We start from the raw sequence: 15,173 nt of genomic DNA on the forward strand, positions 1-15,173 counted from the left end.
AACAAGGGTTCCACATGAAACAAGTCGTCGCAGATCTGATGTATCAAGTTCTTGTTGAGCTGCTTAGCCAGATGCTGATGCGTCTGACGGAGTGGCTGTTTGCGGTGCCGTGGCTGTGAAGCTACGCGGCAGCCTTAAGGGCCTCGATGATTCGCTGGCCTGCCAGCGGCGGTACTGCGTTACCCGTCATATGCATAGTCAGCCGATGGTTGTCTGGGCGCAGAGTGTCTTCCGGGAAGGACTGTGCGGCCATTGCCTCGTCGGCGGTGATCATGCGCATCATGTCGCCGTCGACCACAGCCCAGCGGTCCAGGGTGGTGATGGTGCCGATTGGACGGTCCAGGCTGCGGCCGGTAAGGCCGGACCCTGAGCCGTAGTAGGGCATCACGAAACGCTCGCCGAATCGCTTGCGGCCGTTATCTACTCGAATCAGCGTCGATTCAGCACGACCAGGCTTCATGATGGGCGACCACTTACCGGCATCGAAGTTGATGATCTGGCTGGCAGGAACGTGTCGGTATTGTGGCAACTGCAAGTGCAGCGGTGCTTTGCTGCGAGAGCAGACCATGAACAGGTGCACTCGATGTTGTGGCACGCCCAAGTCGGCACAGTCCACGATGTGCGGTGCCAAGGTGTAGCCCAGTCGTTGCATCGCGTCTTCCCATGCGGGGTACAAAATCCAGTCCATGAACTCCGGCACGTTTTCGATCACCGCGAAGTCCGGCCGGTTCACCTCCGCATTCGCCACCGGCGCCCAGGCTGTCGATCGTGAGTTGTCGTGCTGTGGATTACCCGATGCCTTGCCGCGGGCCTTGGTATGTCCTTGGCAGCAGGGTGAGGCCAGCATGACGTCGTGCTTGGGCACCTTGGACCAGTCAGCCTGGTGCAAGTCCTGGCAGACGTGCTGCGTGTCTGGGTTGTTCTTCGTGTGCCACTCGACGGCCGCGGGCCAGTGGTTGGCCGCCCAAAGCACTTGCAGACCGGCATCAACACCGCCTCGGGTCCATCCGCCAAAACCGGAGAACAAATCAATTGCTGTGAACATAGGGGATCCTCGCCGGGTATATTGCGATTTATTTTTCAGAGTGGGGTTCAGGAATGTGGGAGTGGATTTCAGCGAACAATGGATCGCTGGCTTTGTTTCTGTCGCTGATTACTGCGGGTAGCGCGCTATACCATTACCTATCGATTAAAAAATCAGAGGAGAGAGATAGGCGGTTTGCGAATTACCATAAACTGGTGGAGGACTTGAACAGCACTGGATCTAATGTTGATAAGCAACTTGTCATAATTTTCGAGCTCAGAAATTTTCCTGAGTACTACCCGGCAACAATCAGGCTTTTGAATCGCTCCCTAGAAAAATGGCAACTGATGAAGGCTATGGCAACCAGCATTAATCCGCACAGCTTGATCGATGAGGCAAAACTCACGCTTTCATTTATTAAGCGTAAGCAGAATGAGCGAAGCTATTTGTGTATGCCTGAAGAGGACCGAATCTAAGCGTCATTCAGCGCAATAGGTGAAGGCGGGTCAGGCGGCCGCTGTCGATTCAGGCGAGTAATCCATCCAAGAAAGCTTGATCGGCGACTTCCGTCTCAGGTCGTTCTGCGGCAACTTGATCTTCGCCCTGATGATTACGTCGCGGCACCGTCCCAGCTTCCGGATGCGCTCGGCATAATCGGCGGCGTACTGGGGGGCATCGAACATGCTGCTGAGTTGAGCGACCCGCTTGCCGTCCATGATCTTGACCACCCGATCCTCGACAGCCTGGAGCCACTGGCTCATCGACAGCTCAACCCGCTTACCCTTTTCGATCTTGAAGTCGCGAACCTTGCGCTTCGCCTCTTCGCGGGCGAAGTGTTCGTTCATTCCAAACACTGCAAATGTGCTCATGGCGTTAACCCAGGCAGTCGAGCGCTTTTTGCAGCAGCTCGTTCGGTGACAGCTCCCGGTCGTCCGGGTCCATTGCTCGCTTGATCCACTGGCAGGCCTCGCCGGCACCATCGCGAAGATTTTCGAGTTCGTCTTCGTCATCGCTTGCTTGGCTTTCGAGGCGACGGATGTCTTCACGCAGCTCTTCACGCTCGGCGCTCGGGTCGATGCTCTGCGAGGTGAAGCGGCGGGTCAGTTCGGCGGCGGCCGCCGGATCAAGCGCGGCGTAGTGCAGGCACTCTTCGTCGCTTAACGCATTTGCGGGAATGCTCATTGGTAATCTCCAGGCAGACGCCTGCCTCACCGGCTGGCGTGATTCGTTGAAGTGGGGTATTACGGGGTGACCGGCATTCAGTCGGATCAAGGAGGTTTCTGATGAGCGACGAACCCACAGACAAGGAATTGGCTGATGCTCTTGGCATCTCCGAGATCCAAGTCCAAATTTACTTATCACAACGTGGAGCACTGTTGACGCCTGGATGCTGGATGCTCACGTTCTCACCGGACACGCCAGCTGACCTCCGCAAGAAATTGGAACTCAATAAAGCCCTGGTCCGTACCGTGATGCTCCCGCCGCGGCGATCAGCGCAATAGTTGAGGGTGGGTCAGGGGCAGTTGTCGACGCCGCAGTTGCGGCAGTCTTCTTGGTAGCGCTGGATGTCGGTGATAAACCGCCCGCAACCTGAACAGTTGAACACCTGCTCGCGAGGCTTCTTGGGCTTGATCAGCTTTATGCCGGTGCTGCGCAAGGCCTCTTTGATTGAGACGTCTTGCACATGGACGAGCCGTTTCGACTTGCTTTCGATGTAGGTCAGCGGCCAGATGATCTCGTTGTCGGAGAGCGCCTTTGTCTCCGCAAAATCCATGCGGTGAGCGCGCTCCAGCTTTGGCGAGCCGCCGATAGGCCATACCGCCCAGATCAAATCGTTGCCGTTCCACTGCCGAGGGATTTGCACTACGCACTGACAGCCTTCTATCAAGTGCGGCGCCGCTTCCTCTTCGCGGACATACTGGCAATCAACGCCGATGTGGGATCGTTCATCGATGTAGGCCTTGGGCCAAGGAACATCGCTCTCCCGGTCTTCGTGATAACGGATTGCGCGGGCCTTTGTGAAGACCTCTGCTCGACCCAAGTCGGTGCAATAGCCGCCACCTTGAGCCCAGAACATAAGGCCGTCACCGGTGTTGCTGCGGCTATCCTGCAAGTAGAACTGGTCGTCCACAGTGTATCTCCAGTCAGGCGCCGCCCTCCGATACCGGATGCGACAGTGTGTAGTGGCATTTTGGCTATAGGTGAGCTATTTATCTTTCTGCCCGGCATGAAGCCGGATCAAGGAGATGCGGATGATTACTGATCGCGAAGTTGCACTTGAACAGGCGCTTGTAGCCATCATTGGAGCTGCCATCTCCAGCGGGCTGGATGTAAAAACTTTAATGGACAATGCGGCCGCAGGCTTACTGAGCAATGCCCCCTACCGCTGGGTTGGGCACCCGCATGTGTCGAACGCCATTCAGGTGATGATCGCTGCCCATGCGCAAGCATTGACTACTGCACCACCGGAGTAGCTGGGCTGTCAGGCCTCGACACCAGTCCTGGCAAATTCTTCAAGCTGCCGCGACCACTTTTCCTTAACGACGATTTCAGGTCGCGACATGGTGGCGAAGCGGGCGGACTCTTCCGTTCGCTGTCAGGCTGCGGCGCGCTTGAGTTGATCTGTGAGTTGGGTGGGCAGCCCGCGCAGTGTCAACGTGCCACCGGCTTCGTCGAACTCGACTTTGGAGCCGAGCAGATGCTGTTCGAAGCTGATCGAAAGGCCATCGGAGCGCCCGGTGAAACGGCGAAATTTGATCAGAGTTTTCTTGTCCGGCGGGAGTGAAGTCGACAGGCCGTAATCCTTGTCGCGGATGAAATCGGCAAACGCCTTTGGCTGCTCGTCGTCGAGCACTTCGGACAACTCGTCGAGGGTAAGCGGCTCGCCGATCTTGGCTTGGGCCATCGCGTAGCTGACCAAGGTGTTGGTCTTCTCGCGGGCTGATTCCTCGCCGAGGTCTTCGCTTTCAACGAAGTCGCTGAACGCCTTGAGCAGGGTGCGGGTTTCGCCCGGGCCGTCGACACCTTCTTGGCAGCCGATGAAGTCGCGGAAGTACTCATTTGCCCGGCGACCATTCTTGCCTTTGATGAACGAGATGTACTGGCGCGACTTGGGGTTGCTCTTCCACTCGCTGAGATTGATGCGCGCTGCCAAATGGATGTGATCCAGATCCAGGCGCCGGATCGGCATCAGCGTCAGTCCGTCGGTCATGGTCACCGCTTCGGTTTCCTGCACCAGGGCAATGACCAAATAGTCGGTCATACCTTGCAGGTAATGGCAGAAGAGAGCGTTGCCACCGATCGACAGGTTAGATTCTTCCATGAGCATTGTCAGATGCTCGACGGCGACACTGCTGAACTCCGTGAAGTCTTCGGTGCCGGCCAAGTACTTGCTCAGCCAGCCACTTAAAGGGTGGGCGCCCGATTCGGCGTGGAAGAACCCCCAGACCTTGCCGGTCTTGGCGTTGTAGCTTTCGTTGAACTGGTGCATCAGGTCGTCGCGAGACTGACTCTCTGCCAGTTCCGCGCTGCTGCGGTGCAGGATCGCGGGGCTACCGTCGGGCTTCTTGTCGATCTTGTGAATGATGCTGTGGAGAACAGGCATTGCGTTTACCTCGGGTAGGCGCCGCCCTCCGTGACCGGATGCGACAATGGTGTGTATGATTTGGGCGTGCGCGACAAAGCGTCGCAAAACTGGCTTGGTGCGTTGAAGTGGGGTATTTGTGTTCGGCCCGGCATGGCGCCGGATTTGCCGTCATACATAAGGAAGGAAAGTGATGGAGCGTTTTCTATCTTCAGTTGAACAAGCACTGGCTGACAGTAACTGGTACTCGGCTCTATATATGGCTTTGACGCTTCCTGATGTATGTTCAAGTCTAGAGGCTGCTGATGGCAAAACTAACGGTAAAAAATTCGCTACTTGGTTTGATACGTATCTGAAACCAACCTATAGCATGACCATGTTTGGTGAAACTCATGTCTTTATGGCTGGTGATGATTGCTATGTACTAAGGTGTTCAGCGCTCCATCAAGGGCTTACGGATGTTGGTCATCAGCGGGCCAAAGGGGTGCTAGATAAATTCTATTTCACTGTGCTGCCTCAGCATCGAGTTCAGATTGGAAGTGTTTTGCATCTGAACGTCAAAATATTTTGTGAGGAAATGGTGGCAGCTGTTCGTCATTGGATCGGTGACTTCCATAATAATCACTTAGATAAAGTTGAGCGACTATCGCAGCTAATACATATCCACTCAGAAGGTTATTCTGTGGGCGGTGTTCGTTTCTCCGGTGGGAACTAATTGTTAGTCGATTCCAACTCGCAGCTCTTCACGTCGATAAGCAAGCTTCAATTTCCGCGACACGTTTTCCGGTATCACGTATTCGTGTCGCGGTGGCGTGAGCAAAGGCAGGGCGCCGCCCGGTCAAAGGCCATGCAGGTGGTGAATCATCAGCGTGATGGCCTCGCCCTGTTCCTCGATGCCGCTCCAGGTCATCAGCTCAGCCAGTGCTTGGCGGGTTCCGGCCATGCAATGCAGCCTGATTTCTTCCTCGCCGCGAGTCTTTCGTCTCGCCGCAGTCTTTGCTGATCGGTCTTTCGGCTCGGCTGCCATGATCTACCTCGGCTATGCCACTGGCCGGCAGTGCCAGCCAGGTTTGTCGTTTTCGTTGTTGGGTGCGGAAGCGTCTCACGCTGCTACCTTGACCTGATTCCAGGCCCCGACCGCTTCAAAGATCCGCGCGGCATGAGCTTCGTCGAGCGACAAGGACTCCGGAATTGCGATCCAGCCAGAAGCCACCATCTGGCTTTGATTGGTCGAGTTGCGCAGTTGCTTGTAGCAATGCTCGATCACGTCTTCCAAATGGTCGGAGAGGTACACGCCGTCCGGTGCCACCTCAATCGACTTGCTGTAGCGGTCGCCGCGGGCATCAATACAGAGAGCACTGAGGTAGATCGTCCAGCGGTGGGGGATGCCACATACGGCCTGACCAATCTTTCCGGGAGCGATGTTCTACAGCGACTTGTAATTGATCATGCCCTGGTGGCCGCTGGGGTCGATGTTCACCACTGCAACGTGGTTGGTGGCCAGCAGAGAACGACACGATCGGTCGATGCGAGCCTTGAGGTTGTGAGGTTTCCTTTTACTCATACTGAGTCCGCCATTAACCGGAGAGCCTTTCGATCAGCAGCTGTCAACGCCTTAGGCTTTCTCTTGAGGACCGTGCCGGGGTCGATTTTCTGTGATCGGGCAGGCGGCAGCAGATTGCGCGGCGGGCTTTTCAGTTGGGCGATTTTCCCGCCGGCAGCCAGAAATTCGGCGGTCCGATTGGAAATTGATTCCGCGTTCTGCCGCTGCTGCTCGACCAAGTTGAGGTGGTTGCTGATCATGATCAGGCTCCTAAACGATGGGCTTGCGCCCTGGCTTTGTCCGCGACTTCATCAACCATGCGATTCAGTTCCAGATTGAACTGGACCAGCTCTTTGTGCAGGTTGGCGATGTAGTCTTCGTCGCGGTGAATCGTTTCGATGTAGAGCTGACACTCTTCATCTTGGCGAGAATCGAACGACAGAAAGTCCCACCATTTCCGTCCCGTAACGAACATGCAGCCCTGGACCTGCGGCATGTGTTCCTCGGGCATGCCTTCGAGCCAAGTCCTGACGTGTATCGCCTCGTTGAAAGGGCACTTCGACTCGGTGCCACCGTCATCGTTGATCAGGCCGTCTGGCGAGCAGCCGAGCCAGTCGTACTTCGGGTGGACGATGAACGCGGACGGTACGACGATGTTGCCGGTCAACATCTCGTAGGCGTCCTGCGCCTTCTGCTCTTCGGTGTGGCCCCACTTCATGGAAGCACTGCTGACGTTGTGTTTCGACTTCTTTGCCAGTCGCTCGAAGCACAGTTCGCGCATGTAGGAGGTACGCGCTTGCATCGGCTCGCGCTTGCCATTTTTGTCGGGCTTACCCCAGGCCACCACGTCTTTAAACCGGCTGGCGGTTACTCGGCCAGATCGGTCTGCATGCCACTTCTCAGTGCCTTGAAGTTCCGTTCTCACTACGCCGCTTCCTCGGCCTGAGACAGGCCATCGCTGGTGCCAGTCATCTCGGTGAAGTCGCCATCAACGGTTGCCGCCATACTCTTGAGCGCTTCGTGGCATTCCAGGCCGATCGCTGCGCGCTGCTTAGGCTTGAGACCTGCCCAGGCTGCCGCATAGGCTTCAATGTCCTGCCGCTTCGCGACGACCAAAAGGTCTGCGAATACTCCGTCGATTTCCGGCGACGGGGATTTTGGGCCGAACGACACACCGGCAGCGGCTGCGGTATTTGAAGCCTGCTTCGCAGGGGTGATGTCGATTTCGCCACCGTAAGAGTCTTCGAACTCATCGGGTGAATAGACGCCGAGAATGACGTCAGGGCAGAAGAGTCGCGCCCATTTTTTAGTCACCAGGTAGGCAATCTGCTGCTTGGGATCTTCCGCCCAAAGCGTAGAGTTCCGCGTGCGGACCTGGGTGAGCAGAAGTTCTAGAACGCGTGGCTCGTCTTCGCCTTTGAAGGTTGCCCAGACCTTGATCCCGAGACCTCTCTCGTCGTCAAAGCTCCAGGCCGGAACGCGATACTTCTTGAACTCACCAGTGTCCTCGTCCTTCTTGGTCTTGCTGGTGACTTCGCGCATCTTGCCGATAACGTTTTCCCAGGCGCCGAACCACTCGAAGTTCAAACGACCCTTGACTGGCGCCTTGGCGGTGATCACTGCGTTGACGAGCTGCGCCTCGTAGCTCAACGCACCGCCGTTGACGATGAACGTCTTCTGCGCAACAGCGAATGGGTTCATCTGCCATTGCATCGCTTGTAGCACCACCGCCATGCAGTCAGCTTGATTGCCCTTCAAATGCTTGGGGACTGTCGTAACGCCCTTCGACATCATCATCGCGAGATCGCTCATCGACTTCATGGTGCCTGGGTCGAGAATGAGCGCTGCCGCGTTGTGCGATGGATCGTGGTAAGTGGCGAGGCCGGTTGGGGCTTGGGTGTCTGAGTCAGTCATTGCGCTCTCCGTGGCCGACAAGGAGTGGGTCGGCCGTTAGATGGAAAGGGTGGTTAGAAGCGGATGGCTTGAAGCCAAGCGCGAGCAGTACCGAGGTCCACGTCGAAGCCCAGGGCTACGACCTCGACAATGTCGTCAACCGCCGGCGCGGTCGTAGTCACATCGTCGTTTTCAGCGGCGATCGCCTGTGTGCTGATAGGTGCGACATCGACCTTCTCTGCGACCATGGGCGCAGCTACTGAAGTGGCTGGAGCGGGTGCGGCAGCCTGGGCGCGCAGACGAACCAATTCTTCCTGGTCCCGCTGATACTGTGCGTCGCGTTCGCGCTGCTGGCGCTGTTGCTCTTCCTGCTGCTCACGCTGTTGGCGTTGCTGTGTTTCCATGTCGCGGCGCTGCTGGTCCAGATCTTCCTGCTGCTTCTTCAAACGCAGGCGGTCTTCCTCGGCCCGCTGCTTGCGCAGCTCCTCGGCTTCAGCGTCGGCAATGCGTTGCTTCTCGCGCAGCTCGTCGAGTTCTTTCTGCTGGGCCAGCAGCTTGGCGGCAGCTTCTTCCCGCTCAACGGCAGACTTGTGCAGCGTTTCAAGCTGCTCAATAGCGTTGTCGCGAGCGATGGTGCCTTCAGCTTCGAACTCGGCATATTCTTCGGGCAGGATCACCGATTCCTTGACGCTTTCGCTGGTCGAGCAATCAACGACCAGCTTCGCGTAAGTGGTCTCCAGTCGAACGATCTGTTCCTCGTGCGGCCGATATTCGGCGATGTCGGTGACGGCAACCGCAGGGACTACAGATTTTTGTACGTCGTCGGTTTCGCTCATTTCGAGCGATTCTTGTGCTTGTTTAGTATTTGCGGACATGACAGTTCCTTGCGGCGCGGTGCGCAGCTTTGAAAGGCGTGGGAGTTATTGAGTGACGCGATCAGCGAGGGCGCCGAGCAGCATCAGGAAAGCGAAGAGGGCGAGGACAGGCAGAGAGCCGCGCCAGATCAGCAGGCGCCGCGCCCGCTGGCGACTGGTCACCTGAGCACCCGGTAAGTCACCTCGTGCGGCACTTGGCAGACGCTGGATGCGTCTCGGGTGACGTTGTAGACCATCAGAACGAATACCAGGCCAGCGGTGAGAATCCAGTAGAAGGTCTTCATGGCCGAACTCTCACTGCAATCCGACCGCCCTTCATCGTCGGCGCCAAGCGCTGCGGCAGACTGACGACCAGCTCATCGCGCTTGCGGCCGATCACCTCGTTGAAGGGCAGGCCGAAGCCGAGCAGGGCGATCTTGCGCTCGATGTCGTCAAGCTGTTCGTCGATCAGGGTTTTCACTGGCGCGGTGGTCATGACGTTCTCCCTTGCCGCATATCAAAGGTGCGGCTCAAACGCTCGGTGTATTTGGCGTCTTCGTCGGCGCTGATGATGCTCAGCGTGCGGAAGATGAGGATCGCGGTGTTGGCTGATGCCTTTACCGCTACGGCGCTGCACTGCGGGTCGATCATGCTTTGGATGTAGCCATCAAGCATGCCGGTAGCAAGATCGTGCTGGCTGCTCATGCTGACGCCTCCTTCAAGCCCCAAAACTCACCGATGGCATCGACCGCTGCGGCTACACGTTTCGCACTCGCCTTGCGCTCTGCAAGCAAGCGAACATCGCGGTCTGCCAGTGCCTGGGTGCGCTTGAGGGCGGCGGCCTCGTAGTCGTGGAACTCGTCGGGCTTCGCTTTCTTCTCGCGGCCCCAAGCGTCATAGCGCCGATCCCAATCCCGGGCCTGCGCACTGTCTGCATAGCTGGTTGCCATGGTCGCCTCCAGAGTGGCGGGGTGTTGATCCAACAAAACTCGGCTGCACTCATCCGTTCCGCTGGTTGCCGTTGGGCGCGGAGGGGAGTGCATGCGGGTGGTGTCGGGGGTGTAAGTGCGTGGCCTGCAATACTGCCGCTACACTCCATTTGCGCGAGTAAGAAACTCGGAGAGTTCAATGGACCTAATCTTTCGCTTTGCTCTTTGCGTCCTGCTGCTGACCTTTGGAACATGCACATTGGCGGCAGAGGGGGAAGGGGAAGGCGCTTTGGCACTGCTCATCACCGCGAAGTTCTCCGGAGGGTGCGGAATGATTACCCAGATGGCCACCTTTCAGCAGTCAACAAAAATGCAAGGAGGGGACGAGTTTCTTCAGCGATTTCTCAGTACCGAGTCAGCTAGGCTTGGCATGACGCCGCAGCAGTACGTTGAGCGCTGCCGTAAATCATCTGAGATTTATCAGTCATATTACGACGAGCTTAAAAGTTCTTCGGCCCCTTAATTCCAATAGATGCCCAGGCCCGCTGCTGGCGACGGCCTGGGTTTGCAGCATCAAGTTGTCTTCGTGCGCTGGGGTGGCCTACCGGAATTCCGGCCGATGCGCGGTGACATCGACGACCTACTGTCCGCTGCCTGCATGGGTGTTGGGCGCAGCCTTCAGGCTTGCTGTGCCTCGCGGGGAAAGCGGTGGTCTACTTCATGGCGATATCTCCACTGGGCAGGCAGTGGCCACCTATTGAAGCTGCATTGGAATGCCGGTCCTGACCAAGATGCCTAACTACGTCCGCCCGTTCGCATACAAACAGTTGGCCTGGATCAGCTTTTTTCATGGGGCGCCGACATTCCGATGCAGCCTCTTTCGAGGTGATCGGTCCGGTTACGCTGTCCGGCTCCAGCGCTGACGTCGCGATAAACGACCTGGCCAACTGGACGAGGTGTTGCGGATGGCCGGAGCTGATCCCGGCATAACGAGTGTTTAGCGATTTGCGCGAGTTAGGGGATGGCTACCCATGTTCAGATCCGCCTCTCGTTGACGCTTACTACGCATCAGCCTGCGCATTCATCTGCTTGCCGGTCACGTCTCCGGCGCCGAGTTCCACGGCCGTGTTCAGTTCGCCAGCGCTCGATAACAACCGATTCTGGGATTTGATGCAGGTGGGCGGTTATAGGCCGCAATTTCGTCCGCATCGGAGAGTGATCGAAACACCAGGGCGCTACCCCTGCTTGGTTCCCGCCGCGTTTATAGTATTGGCCGTCTCGCTCATACCGGCTCAGGACATTCACGGGTCTTTGCGATCCTAGCGCTGCAGCCCGCTTGGGCACGCTTCGATCACTCTCCGATGCGGCCTGGTGCTGGGGAGTACCAGGTGCTCGGGCAGTTATCGTCAGGCTGACGTGGCGCTGGGTGTTCAGTCGTAAATTCCGTAGCTGAAATCGTCTTCTTCGCAATCCACCAGTATCTTGGAGGCGCCGAAGTAGAGAGCGGCGAGAAGCTTCTCGAACTTCGATCTGAAGCGCAGGGTTTGACCGATCTTCTCGTTGTCGATGCGGGCGGCGTAGACGCTGCCGATCTGACGACCTTTATCGTCTCGGTCATTTCCGCGCTTATCGAACGAGATATGGATCGCGTTATCCAGGTTGTACTCGCTGCGTTCGCGGCTGCTGTAGGGTGATTCTTCTTTTGGTTTCTTGTCGAAGTAGATGTGCAGGCCGCCGTATTCGGATTCTTGAAAACGAATGTCCGGCCGTTCCCAGCGCTCCTCTGCGGCGCTTTCCTTGTGGTTGTCGATGAAGGATTCGAGAAGGTCTTGCAGGCTTACCACAGCTGGCATCTGATCCTTGGTGAGCACTTCGTCGATAGCCTCCTGCGCGCGGCGGACCATGTCGGCCTCTACGCCGCTGGTTTCCCACTTTTCTTTAAGCGCTTTGGCGATCATGTCGTTGTAACGGGTCAGCTCGAAGACTGTGGTCAGGTTGGCTGGCAACGCCGCCTTGATTGCCTCCTCAACCTGCTTGCCCATATCGCCGTAACGACCAAAACAGTTGTCGATCACCTCGGTGAACATGATCTTCACATGCTCGTCGATGATTGCTGCCGGCTGATCACCTGCAGCAAAGGCAGTGACTCGCTCAGCCAGCAGCGCTTGAAGGGTTTGCTCGCTCATTTGATGCTCCGTGCTTGATCGGTTGATTTCCCGTCTGGCCCTGTCACCAAGGCCAGCCAGTGAAATCTGTTTTCTCCACCACGCGCATCGCCGGATTCATATCTCTGGCTGTCGTCGCACATTTCGTGTTCGGTGCTGGTACGGCTGGCTTGCGTGGTTTCGCACACCCTCATATGGAAGGTGCGGCCAGTTCCAGAGCTGGCGTGGCATCGACTATTTGTTGCTCGCACTTACCAGCTGAAACCCGGGGTAGTCGATGGCGAGGATCCTGAGCTGTTAAAGAGCGGCGGATCTCTCGACCCTTCGCAGCTGGCCCCTGATTGGGTGCCGGTTGCGATGGAGCTAAATTAACCGGCGGTTTACACATAGTCAACACCGGCGGTTAATTTATTTTTCAATGTAATGGCGTATGCTTTTGCTAGTCCTGTATGGATATACAGTTATCGGAGGGTGATGTGGTAAAGGCGAAGAAGCAGGCAAAACCAACAATCAGCGAGGAAGTCAGCGGCGTGAAGCGGCTTGGGCTGCGCGTCTCAGGGATGATCAATCACCCCGTTGCACAGGTTCAGCGCTGGGTGACGATCCACCGTCTGGATACGGACGGTGATCGGGAGTGGGATGAGGTGATGGGCTTGCTACACGAGACGGACGGCATAGATATGACATTCAACGACGACGAGTCGGTGACGTTGAAGTGGGAGGCTAGTGCCGAGGAGGATCGGCCGGTCGAGGTCTTCGAGCCAGTAGAAGAGCCGGCGCCTTTCTAGCAGGCACAAAAAGCCCGCGCTTGGCGCGCTCATCTATTCGGGCTGGCATCAGTCTTCTGGATCAATCTCTTCTTCAGGCTTCCACCTGGCCATTAGATCAGCCATCAGCTCAGCTATGGCGTCAGCGTTGTCTTCCAGAACCTGTAGGTGCGCGCTTATCCGGTTGGACGCTTCCGTTGAGCCTCGCTGGTCGATCCAGTTGCCGATCTCGTCGATAGCAGACCCAAGAGCCATGATGTTCTGGTTCATGCGGTAGAGCAGGGCGGGGGTAGGATCGTCTGGCATGGCGTTTCCTCCATCGAGAAGGAAAGCGTAGCCCAGGATAAAAGCTGGCGCATCCCAGGAATCGCAGGCAGAAAAAAGCCCGCATGGGCGGGCCGTTTTATACATCGAGGTGCTGTTCCTTCAGCTGATGTCAGTGTAGACAGTGTCTGCGAGGGCGCAAGATGGAATGAAAAAGCCCGGTACGGGAGGCAGGTTACGGCCGTGCGTCGCCGTCGATGAACGCCTCAGGCCGATAGATGCTCTACCGAAACACGTTCGGAGAATACGACCATGTACGACGACGCGAGGGTGAAGGCGTTTTCTGCCTGGCATGAGTTACTGGTGAATCCTGAGGATCGAATGAGCGCCCAGGAGCAATACGATGAACTGCTGCGACTCGCCGACAGCTATCGGGAAAAAGGAATTATTGATCCGGCAGAGCGCAAGACCTTGATAGAGGTGGCAACGACTACCTATGCGCGGGCGGTCGAAGGCGTAGGCAGTGCGTAGAGTTTAAGCCCGACTTACGCGTGACTGGCGGTGCGATAACTGTCGCGACATAACCATTTCTTCCAGGATCTCGCGGGCGAGCCTATTGATGCCTGCGTCGCCGTGATACTGGAAACGGTCGATATTTATGATCGTGAACTGATCCGATTCTGGTCCTATTACGTCGACGGACAAGGTGCCATCTGGATTTGTCGAGCAGGAAATGGTGCAGTTTGGTAGTCGGCTTGAAAGCACTGCTTCGATTTCCAGCTTGCTTAGGGTGTCCATTCGCTTTTCCGTAAACAGAGGGAGTGGATATAAGCCTAGTATTTGGGGGCGAGGTGTAAATGGTGGCAGGTTGATACTGGGCTGGCGGCGGACTGAACGAGGAAACAAAAAGCCCGGCGCTAGGCCGGGCTCTTTATGCACGTGGCCAAATCCCTTTGGCTGACTGCAGTGTGCTTGGTAGGTGTGACGAAGGGATGACAGACGGATACAAAAAGCCCGGCGCTGGGCCGGGCTTTTTGTGAGCCGAAGACAGCTACGACTTCTGATTTGCCTTGATCTGCTCGAGCATTTGTTTATTTTCGAAAGATTGCTGACGCAATTCTTGAATCAGAACGGAGGTATCTCTTCCAGAGTCAAAATTCGCGATTCCGTATGCCATGACACCAATGACTATGCCCACAATTGCAATCACTGATACGACGGAATTGAGAATTATTGTCCCTTTCAACCCTCTGACTCCTGCCAGATCTTTATCAAGCAACTGCAAGCTTTGATTCATCATCGAAAGGCCGTCAGTGACACGCTGCTCAAATTGTCCCAGGCGCGCGTCGACCTTGAGATCCTGATTCTCAAGGTGGGCTTTCAGCTCTTCTCGATCCATGTCCGCTTCTTCATCCAGTGTTTTTAAGGTTTCCTGGGCGCTTTCGGTCGTCCCGAACGAAATTACATCCTCTATACGTATATCAGAGTATACGTTCAGCGTCGGCATGATCGCTTTTAATTGACCGGTGGATGGGGACGCCAAAACGACCCCTGTCATCAGCCAGGTTCCCGACATCGATCCGGTTGGCCGAGAGATAATTACGCTCGAATTATTCCCTGACATAGCTGGATTTATCCGTGCGTGGTGTTCGGTGGAGCGGTGGGCGAGGGTGCCTGTGGGATCTGATCAATTGCAGTCTGGAGCGCTATAACAAGCGCTTTAGCAGAATCAAGAGGGATGGTGATGTTTGCCACAACATGCTTGGTCAAGACAAGGTCTCCATCTTGAACTTGCGCTTGAAAGCCTATTTCTTGCTGGACAAGGGTCTCTTGCGTTACGTCAAGCTGATCTCTAGAGATTATCATCGATATCTTCGAGCCAGAGCCTGTTTGGAGCCCGGCGACGTTGAAAGAGTCAGCCATTTCGCTAATGAAATTAGGTGATTTGACGTGTGGTATTTTTGATCCATTCACAAGCATTTGTAATCTCCTTGCTGCATAAAAAGTCAGAGATGCATCGATGAAAAAATCGCTACGCTGTTTCGGCACGCAAACCGCCCGCCAGAACATTCGCACCAGCAGTGGGATCTAATCAGCCTTCGCTCGCACAATCCTTCCCGCCTTCACCTCATCAGCGTAAGCAGTCAGTCG

25 protein-coding genes and 2 pseudogenes are annotated in these 15,173 nt (G+C 56.3%); 7 read left to right on the top strand and 20 right to left on the bottom strand.

Annotated elements, in window-relative coordinates:
• Positions 1–121 precede the first annotated feature (121 nt).
• Complete coding sequence (locus ACYZTZ_RS09880) at positions 122–1,045, bottom strand: DNA cytosine methyltransferase (RefSeq protein WP_461998028.1); 924 nt, start codon at positions 1,043–1,045, stop codon at positions 122–124.
• A 53-nt stretch (positions 1,046–1,098) separates the two neighbouring features.
• Here ACYZTZ_RS09880 and ACYZTZ_RS09885 point away from each other — a divergent pair, with 53 nt between their 5' ends.
• Entirely contained in the window at positions 1,099–1,500 is a 402-nt protein-coding gene (locus tag ACYZTZ_RS09885) for a hypothetical protein (RefSeq protein ID WP_461998029.1), read from the top strand.
• A 30-nt stretch (positions 1,501–1,530) separates the two neighbouring features.
• Here ACYZTZ_RS09885 and ACYZTZ_RS09890 read toward each other — a convergent pair whose 3' ends face one another.
• Together ACYZTZ_RS09890 and ACYZTZ_RS09895 are read right to left on the bottom strand one after the other, a co-directional pair.
• Positions 1,531–1,893 (bottom strand): hypothetical protein, encoded by a 363-nt coding sequence (locus ACYZTZ_RS09890; protein ID WP_461998030.1) that lies wholly within the window; start codon positions 1,891–1,893, stop codon positions 1,531–1,533.
• Between the two features lie 4 nt (positions 1,894–1,897).
• Positions 1,898–2,206, bottom strand: coding sequence for a hypothetical protein (locus tag ACYZTZ_RS09895; protein ID WP_461998031.1), 309 nt, complete (start codon positions 2,204–2,206; stop codon positions 1,898–1,900).
• 101 nt (positions 2,207–2,307) lie between these two features.
• On the opposite strand from ACYZTZ_RS09895, the gene ACYZTZ_RS09900 reads away from it, so the two are divergent.
• On the top strand, positions 2,308–2,526 hold the full coding sequence (locus tag ACYZTZ_RS09900) for a hypothetical protein (RefSeq protein ID WP_461998032.1): 219 nt from the start codon (positions 2,308–2,310) through the stop codon (positions 2,524–2,526).
• Between the two features lie 11 nt (positions 2,527–2,537).
• Here ACYZTZ_RS09900 and ACYZTZ_RS09905 read toward each other — a convergent pair whose 3' ends face one another.
• Positions 2,538–3,155, bottom strand: a complete 618-nt coding sequence (locus ACYZTZ_RS09905; RefSeq protein ID WP_461998033.1) for a hypothetical protein — start codon at positions 3,153–3,155, stop codon at positions 2,538–2,540.
• Positions 3,156–3,276: 121 nt separating this feature from the next.
• Here ACYZTZ_RS09905 and ACYZTZ_RS09910 point away from each other — a divergent pair, with 121 nt between their 5' ends.
• Entirely contained in the window at positions 3,277–3,498 is a 222-nt protein-coding gene (locus tag ACYZTZ_RS09910; RefSeq protein WP_461998034.1) for a hypothetical protein, read from the top strand.
• A 122-nt stretch (positions 3,499–3,620) separates the two neighbouring features.
• Here the strand turns inward: ACYZTZ_RS09910 and yejK are convergent, their stop codons facing one another.
• Positions 3,621–4,628, bottom strand: a complete 1,008-nt coding sequence (yejK, locus tag ACYZTZ_RS09915; protein WP_461998035.1) for a nucleoid-associated protein YejK — start codon at positions 4,626–4,628, stop codon at positions 3,621–3,623.
• 172 nt (positions 4,629–4,800) lie between these two features.
• Here yejK and ACYZTZ_RS09920 point away from each other — a divergent pair, with 172 nt between their 5' ends.
• A complete protein-coding gene (locus tag ACYZTZ_RS09920) occupies positions 4,801–5,322 on the top strand; it encodes a hypothetical protein (protein WP_461998036.1) in 522 nt (173 codons plus the stop codon).
• A 3-nt stretch (positions 5,323–5,325) separates the two neighbouring features.
• Here ACYZTZ_RS09920 and ACYZTZ_RS09925 read toward each other — a convergent pair.
• The 10 genes and pseudogenes from ACYZTZ_RS09925 to ACYZTZ_RS09970 form a co-directional block, all read right to left on the bottom strand.
• Positions 5,326–5,634 (bottom strand): annotated as a pseudogene (locus tag ACYZTZ_RS09925) (hypothetical protein).
• A gap of 75 nt (positions 5,635–5,709) precedes the next feature.
• Positions 5,710–6,171: pseudogene (locus ACYZTZ_RS09930) on the bottom strand (hypothetical protein).
• The gene (locus ACYZTZ_RS09935) at positions 6,168–6,410 is read right to left on the bottom strand and encodes a hypothetical protein (RefSeq protein WP_461998037.1); all 243 of its coding nucleotides are present in this window, start codon (positions 6,408–6,410) and stop codon (positions 6,168–6,170) included. The pseudogene ACYZTZ_RS09930 and the gene ACYZTZ_RS09935 overlap by 4 nt, the downstream one beginning before the upstream one ends.
• A 2-nt stretch (positions 6,411–6,412) precedes the next feature.
• Positions 6,413–7,075, bottom strand: a complete 663-nt coding sequence (locus tag ACYZTZ_RS09940) for a lambda exonuclease family protein (protein ID WP_461998038.1) — start codon at positions 7,073–7,075, stop codon at positions 6,413–6,415.
• Positions 7,075–8,064, bottom strand: coding sequence for a RecT family recombinase (locus tag ACYZTZ_RS09945; RefSeq protein WP_461998039.1), 990 nt, complete (start codon positions 8,062–8,064; stop codon positions 7,075–7,077). Before ACYZTZ_RS09945 ends, ACYZTZ_RS09940 begins: the two co-directional genes overlap by 1 nt.
• A 53-nt stretch (positions 8,065–8,117) precedes the next feature.
• Positions 8,118–8,918 carry a hypothetical protein gene (locus ACYZTZ_RS09950; protein WP_461998040.1) on the bottom strand — a complete coding sequence of 267 codons (801 nt, stop codon included), beginning with the start codon at positions 8,916–8,918 and terminating at the stop codon, positions 8,118–8,120.
• Positions 8,919–9,076: 158 nt separating this feature from the next.
• Positions 9,077–9,202 carry a hypothetical protein gene (locus ACYZTZ_RS09955; RefSeq protein WP_461998041.1) on the bottom strand — a complete coding sequence of 42 codons (126 nt, stop codon included), beginning with the start codon at positions 9,200–9,202 and terminating at the stop codon, positions 9,077–9,079.
• Entirely contained in the window at positions 9,199–9,393 is a 195-nt protein-coding gene (locus ACYZTZ_RS09960; RefSeq protein ID WP_461998042.1) for a hypothetical protein, read from the bottom strand. Before ACYZTZ_RS09960 ends, ACYZTZ_RS09955 begins: the two co-directional genes overlap by 4 nt.
• Positions 9,390–9,602, bottom strand: a complete 213-nt coding sequence (locus ACYZTZ_RS09965; protein WP_461998043.1) for a hypothetical protein — start codon at positions 9,600–9,602, stop codon at positions 9,390–9,392. Before ACYZTZ_RS09965 ends, ACYZTZ_RS09960 begins: the two co-directional genes overlap by 4 nt.
• Positions 9,599–9,847 carry a hypothetical protein gene (locus ACYZTZ_RS09970; protein WP_461998044.1) on the bottom strand — a complete coding sequence of 83 codons (249 nt, stop codon included), beginning with the start codon at positions 9,845–9,847 and terminating at the stop codon, positions 9,599–9,601. Before ACYZTZ_RS09970 ends, ACYZTZ_RS09965 begins: the two co-directional genes overlap by 4 nt.
• 178 nt (positions 9,848–10,025) lie before the next feature.
• On the opposite strand from ACYZTZ_RS09970, the gene ACYZTZ_RS09975 reads away from it, so the two are divergent.
• Entirely contained in the window at positions 10,026–10,349 is a 324-nt protein-coding gene (locus ACYZTZ_RS09975) for a hypothetical protein (protein ID WP_461998045.1), read from the top strand.
• A gap of 907 nt (positions 10,350–11,256) precedes the next feature.
• Here ACYZTZ_RS09975 and ACYZTZ_RS09980 read toward each other — a convergent pair.
• Positions 11,257–12,012 carry a hypothetical protein gene (locus tag ACYZTZ_RS09980; protein ID WP_461998046.1) on the bottom strand — a complete coding sequence of 252 codons (756 nt, stop codon included), beginning with the start codon at positions 12,010–12,012 and terminating at the stop codon, positions 11,257–11,259.
• Positions 12,013–12,467: 455 nt separating this feature from the next.
• Between ACYZTZ_RS09980 and ACYZTZ_RS09985 the strand changes: the two genes are divergently transcribed.
• On the top strand, positions 12,468–12,779 hold the full coding sequence (locus ACYZTZ_RS09985; protein WP_461998047.1) for a DUF1654 domain-containing protein: 312 nt from the start codon (positions 12,468–12,470) through the stop codon (positions 12,777–12,779).
• 48 nt (positions 12,780–12,827) lie between these two features.
• On the opposite strand, the gene ACYZTZ_RS09990 is transcribed toward ACYZTZ_RS09985, so the two are convergent.
• A complete protein-coding gene (locus tag ACYZTZ_RS09990; RefSeq protein WP_461998048.1) occupies positions 12,828–13,169 on the bottom strand; it encodes a hypothetical protein in 342 nt (113 codons plus the stop codon).
• Positions 13,170–13,334: 165 nt separating this feature from the next.
• Here ACYZTZ_RS09990 and ACYZTZ_RS09995 point away from each other — a divergent pair, with 165 nt between their 5' ends.
• Entirely contained in the window at positions 13,335–13,553 is a 219-nt protein-coding gene (locus ACYZTZ_RS09995; protein ID WP_461998049.1) for a hypothetical protein, read from the top strand.
• A 3-nt stretch (positions 13,554–13,556) separates the two neighbouring features.
• Here the strand turns inward: ACYZTZ_RS09995 and ACYZTZ_RS10000 are convergent, their stop codons facing one another.
• From ACYZTZ_RS10000 to ACYZTZ_RS10010, 3 genes are all read right to left on the bottom strand, one after another.
• Complete coding sequence (locus tag ACYZTZ_RS10000) at positions 13,557–13,820, bottom strand: hypothetical protein (RefSeq protein ID WP_461998050.1); 264 nt, start codon at positions 13,818–13,820, stop codon at positions 13,557–13,559.
• Between the two features lie 253 nt (positions 13,821–14,073).
• Complete coding sequence (locus tag ACYZTZ_RS10005) at positions 14,074–14,580, bottom strand: hypothetical protein (RefSeq protein WP_461998051.1); 507 nt, start codon at positions 14,578–14,580, stop codon at positions 14,074–14,076.
• A 74-nt stretch (positions 14,581–14,654) separates the two neighbouring features.
• Positions 14,655–15,071, bottom strand: coding sequence for a hypothetical protein (locus tag ACYZTZ_RS10010; RefSeq protein ID WP_461998052.1), 417 nt, complete (start codon positions 15,069–15,071; stop codon positions 14,655–14,657).
• Positions 15,072–15,173 lie beyond the last annotated feature (102 nt).

The sequence above is a fragment of the Pseudomonas sp. LB3P58 genome, from assembly GCF_054897895.1.